The following is a 5,226-nucleotide window of genomic DNA, read 5'->3' as shown; positions in this document are numbered from 1 at the left end:
CAACCGCCTCGTATGGCGCGTCACCGTACTCGAAATCGGCTGAAGTCCAGGCCGAACAACCAGAAAGGAGGGCGACGAGAAAGAGGCAGGGCCGGAACTTTCGTTCCGGCCCTGCCTCCGGCTGCCTCCGCGCGGAGGCTGCCCTAGCGGCGCTTCTTCTTCGCTGCGCGTCGCGGCGGCTCCTGCGCCGCTGCCTTCGCCGGGTTGCCGGAGCGCCCGGAAGACTTGGCCTCGACGCGGGTCCTGGCCGCACCGTCCTCGCCGGGAGCGGTGTACTGCAGCTGGGCCGGCTTCTCCGGGGCCTCCAGGCCGGCAGCGTGGATCTGCGGTTCCTGGTGTTCCGTGTGCTGTCCCTCGGCGTCGGCCACTACAACGTCCTGCGCTGGGGTCACCTCGACCTCCAGGTTGAACAGGAAACCGACGCTCTCCTCCCGGATCGCCTCCATCATGGCCTGGAACATGATGAACCCCTCGCGCTGGTACTCGACCAGGGGATCGCGCTGGGCCATCGCCCGCAGGCCGATGCCTTCCTTCAGGTAGTCCATCTCGTACAGGTGTTCCTGCCACTTGCGGCCGATCACGGAGAGGACCACACGGCGTTCCAGCTCGCGCATGCTTTCGGAGCCGATGACCTCCTCGCGGGCCTGGTAGACCAGTCGTGCGTCGGAGAGGATCTCTTCCTTCAGGAACTCGACCGTAATCCGCGACTTGCCGCCCGCCTCGTCGATCACGTCGCGCGGCGAGAAGCTCACCGGGTACAGGGTCTTCAGGTTGGTCCAGAGCAGGTTGAAGTCCCAGTCGTCGCCGGTCCCTTCGGCCGTCGCCTCGTCGATGAACGCGGTGATCGTGTCCTCAAGGAAGAACTGGACCTTCTCGTGCAGGTCATCACCTTCGAGAATGCGGCGACGGTCGCCGTAGATGGCCTCGCGCTGGCGGTTCAGGACGTCGTCGTACTTGAGGACGTTCTTGCGCTGTTCGGCGTTGCGGCCCTCCACCTGGCCCTGGGCCGAGGCGATGGCTCGCGAGACGAGCTTCGATTCGAGGGCAACGTCGTCCGGCACGGAACTGTTCATGAGCCGCTCGGCCGCGCCGGAGTTGAACAGGCGCATCAGGTCATCGGTGAGCGACAGGTAGAAGCGGGACTCGCCGGGGTCGCCCTGACGCCCGGACCGGCCGCGCAACTGGTTGTCGATCCGGCGGGACTCGTGCCGCTCGGTGCCGAGCACGTAGAGGCCGCCGAGGTTCAGGACTTCCTCATGCTCGTCCTTGACCGCCTGTTTCGCGGCCTCGAAGGCGGCCGGCCACGCGGCCTCGTATTCCTCGGAGTTCTCCTCCGGGTCCAGCCCGCGCTGGGCGAGTTCGGCGACGGCGGTGAACTCGGCGTTGCCGCCCAGCATGATGTCGGTACCGCGGCCGGCCATGTTGGTCGCGACCGTCACGGCGCCCTTGCGGCCGGCCTGCGCCACAATGGACGCTTCACGAGCGTGGTTCTTGGCGTTCAGCACCTCGTGGCGGACACCCTCCTTGGCCAGCAGCCGGGACAGGTATTCACTCTTTTCGACGCTGGTGGTGCCGACCAGGACGGGCTGGCCCTTTTCGTGCCGTTCGGCGATGTCCTTGACGACGGCATCGAACTTGACGGCCTCGTTCTTGTAGACGAGGTCCGCCTGGTCAATCCTGGTCATGTCCCGGTTGGTGGGGATCGCGACGACGCCGAGCTTGTAAGTGCTCATAAATTCGGCGGCTTCGGTTTCGGCGGTGCCGGTCATGCCCGCAAGCTTGTCGTACATGCGGAAGTAGTTCTGCAGCGTGACTGTGGCGAGGGTCTGGTTCTCAGCCTTGATCTCGACGCCTTCTTTGGCTTCGATCGCCTGGTGCATGCCCTCGTTGTAGCGCCGGCCGGCGAGGATACGGCCGGTGTGCTCGTCGACGATCAGCACTTCGCCGTCGAGGATGACGTAGTCCTTGTCCCGCTTGAACAGTTCCTTCGCCTTGATGGCGTTGTTGAGGAAGCCGATCAACGGGGTGTTCGCGGACTCGTAGAGATTGTGGATGCCGAGGTAGTCCTCGACCTTTTCAATGCCGGCCTCGAGGACGCCGACGGTGCGCTTCTTCTCATCGACTTCGTAGTCGGTGTCCGGCTGCAGCCGCAGCACGACCTTGGCGAATTCGCTGTACCAGCGGTTCGTGTCGCCCTGCGCCGGGCCGGAAATGATCAGTGGGGTGCGGGCCTCGTCGATGAGGATGGAGTCCACTTCGTCGACGATGGCGAAGTTGTGGCCGCGCTGGACCAATTCGGACTTGTCCCACGCCATGTTGTCGCGCAGGTAGTCGAAGCCGAATTCGTTGTTGGTGCCGTAGGTGATGTCCGAGGCGTACTGTTCGCGGCGGACAGCGGGGTCCTGGTTGGAGAGGATGCAGCCGCTGCTCAGACCGAGGAAGCGGTAGACGCGGCCCATCAGGTCCGACTGGTACTCGGCGAGGTAGTCGTTCACGGTGATGACGTGCACGCCGTTGCCGGCGAGGGCGTTGAGGTAGGCCGGCGCGGTGGCCACCAGGGTCTTGCCTTCACCGGTCTTCATTTCGGCGATGTTGCCCAGGTGCAGGGCTGCGCCGCCCATCAGCTGGACGTCGAAGTGGCGCATCCCGAGCGTGCGTGACGATGCCTCACGAACCGCGGCGAAGGCCTCCGGGAGCAGGTCGTCGAGCTTTTCGCCGTCGACGTGGCGGGCACGCAGCCGGTCGGTCTCTTCGCGCAGCTCGGCGTCGGTGAAGGTCTGGAAGGAGCTTTCCAGGGCATTAATGGAATCGGCGTAGTTCCGCAGTTGCCGCAGGGTCTTTTTGTCACCCGTGCGGAGAAGTTTTTCAATCAGTGATGCCACGTGAAATTGCTCCCAGTCTCAAGCTGCCGAATTCCGGCGTGTTTAGTCTACGGGAGAGACGCAGGGCGGGACGCGCCTGTTCCCTCAGAGCGGATGCAGCCCGGCCACGGCCTGCGCGAGCGCCGGCGCCAGGTCCCCTACGGGGGCGACGACGATCCGGTCCAGCTCCAACCACTCTGCCATGAGCTGCAGCTCCTCGGCGAGTTCGACGGCGGTGTCGTCCGGCGCGCCGGGCTCGGCGTGGCTGGCCCGGGCGAGCAGATTGCCCGTCGCGCGGTCCGCTTTCAGGTCCACACGGGCCACGATGCCGTCACGCAACAGGAAGGGCAGCACGTAATAGCCGTAGCGGCGTTTGGCCTCGGGCGTATAAATTTCGAGGCGGTAGTGGAAGCCGAACAGCTCCTCCAGCCTGCGGCGTTCGAAGACGAGGGAGTCGAAGGGGCTCAGCAGCGCGCGGCCGCGGGCGGCGCGCGGCAGACCGGCGTCGGCGTGCCGGTACAACGGCCGGTTCCAGCCGTCCACCGTCACCGGTTCCAGCCGTCCGGCGTCCACGAGCTGTTCCACCGCGACGGCGGCGGCGCGCAGCGGGGACCGGAAATAGTCCGCGAAACACCGCAGGGTGCCAATCCCGTGGGCCTGCGCCGCGGCGTCGATCAGCCGGACCATGGCGGCCATGGGGTCCGGTTCGCGGCCGCCGGCGGGCGGCACGTGCCCAGGGTCCGTCGGCCCGGCCGTCCCCGGCGCAAGGACCTTGGCGGTCAGTGTGTAGCGGCGTTCAAATGATTCGGTCCGCGACGCCGCCGAGACAAGACCCTGCTCGAAGAGGTGTTCCAGGACCCGTTTGACCGCGTTCCAGTTCCAGCCCCAGTTGTCCGTGCGCCGGTCCTCGACGTGGCCCAGCCGGGCCGTGAGCTCGGTGGCGGTCATCGGCCGTCCGGCGGCCAGCGCTGCCAGCACTCGCTGCGCCACCTCGGTGCGCAGCTCGGGATCCATGGCGTGGGCTCCGACCCACTTGCGGCTCTGCCACAGCACGAGGTCCGGGAAGTGCTCGGGCCTGATGAAACTGGCCTCATGCGCCCAGTACTCCATCATTCGGCGCGGATGCGTCGCCGCCATCCGGTGCAGGATGGAGCGGTCGTAGTTGCCGAGCCTGGAGAAGAACGGCAGGAAGTGGCTCCGGGCGAGCACGTTGACCGAATCGATCTGGACCAGATGCAGACGGGCAAAGGTCCGGCCCACCGCCCGTGCGCTCACGGGTGCGGCGGGCCGGACCTTGTCCAATCCCTGGGCTGCCAGTGCGATCCGCCGCGCCTGCTTGAGGCTCAGCGATGCGGGCACATCATTCCCTTCGTAGGGTGGCCGCCTGCTCAGGTGCGGGCGGGCTCATCTTCTGAACGATAGGCGATGACTTTCTCTTCCAGTGGAGCCTCGCCCGGTTCGCAGGTCTGGTCCAGGCTGATCACACCGTAAGTCCAGCCTTCGCGGCGGTAGACCACCGACGGGGCCTTCGTGTCCTTGTCCACGAACAGGTAAAAGTCGTGGCCCACGAGTTCCATGTTGTCGACGGCGTCATCAAGGGACAGGGACGACGCCGGGAAGACCTTCCGGCGGATCAGCACGGGCGAGTCGCCGGCCGGAATATCGTTGTCCACCTCGTACGCGGATTTCTCGGCCGGCTGGGACTCCGGCTGGCGGCTCGCTTCCTCGTAGAGCGGCTCGTTGGCGCTGGCGGGTTCCAGGGTGGCCGTCGCCTCGGTGACGGATTTCGGGGTGTGCCGGCCGTGGTGGACCTTCTTGCGGTCCTTGGCACGGCGCAGCCGTTCAAGAAGCTTGTTGTAGGCCAGATCAAATGCGGCGAATTTGTCTGCGGCGCTGGCTTCGGCGCGAATCACTGGGCCTCGCCCCAGGACGGTCAACTCAACAGTGAGCATCTCCGCAGTCTGCCGGGCCTTGGTCTCCTTGGAAACCTTTGCGTCCACTCTCTGGACCTTGTCCCCCAGGGACGCGATCTTTGAGATCTTTTCGTCGGCGTATTCGCGGAAGCGGTCCGAAACCGTCAAATTACGACCGCTGATCATGAACTCCATGGTGCCCTCCAAATGACTTCGGTGACACGACGGCGGCACGTCCGGGGGCTGATCTGACTGACAGTCGAGCCCCTTTCCGAGCCGCTATCGACAGGTACATCTGTTCTTGGTACCCATCTTCGACGTTAGTTCATAGCCCCCTGTTATTCATCCTTTTTTGGTTTATTTTTTTCCCGTTCACTTGGCTTCCGCGCCAGTCCGGGCATCGCCGCGGCAAAGTCGTACTGGGCGGGCGGGCGTGTCGCCGCGAGCACCAC

General features: G+C 65.4%; 3 protein-coding genes. All 3 read right to left on the bottom strand.

What is annotated here, in order from left to right; all coding sequences use genetic code 11:
- Positions 1 to 143: 143 nt before the first annotated feature.
- Entirely contained in the window at positions 144 to 2,882 is a 2,739-nt protein-coding gene (gene secA, locus AB4Y86_RS11495; RefSeq protein WP_441402360.1) for a preprotein translocase subunit SecA, read from the bottom strand.
- 84 nt (positions 2,883 to 2,966) lie between these two features.
- A complete protein-coding gene (locus tag AB4Y86_RS11490; RefSeq protein ID WP_441402359.1) occupies positions 2,967 to 4,220 on the bottom strand; it encodes a winged helix-turn-helix domain-containing protein in 1,254 nt (417 codons plus the stop codon).
- A gap of 29 nt (positions 4,221 to 4,249) precedes the next feature.
- Positions 4,250 to 4,969 (bottom strand): ribosome hibernation-promoting factor, HPF/YfiA family, encoded by a 720-nt coding sequence (gene hpf, locus AB4Y86_RS11485; protein WP_441402358.1) that lies wholly within the window; start codon positions 4,967 to 4,969, stop codon positions 4,250 to 4,252.
- Positions 4,970 to 5,226: the final 257 nt, after the last annotated feature.

Origin of the sequence: Arthrobacter sp. 2YAF22_2, assembly GCF_052114645.1 — a bacterium.
Lineage (GTDB): Bacteria > Actinomycetota > Actinomycetes > Actinomycetales > Micrococcaceae > Arthrobacter.
Note: the sequence above shows the minus strand (reverse complement) of the source record. Positions and strands in the feature narration are given on the sequence as shown.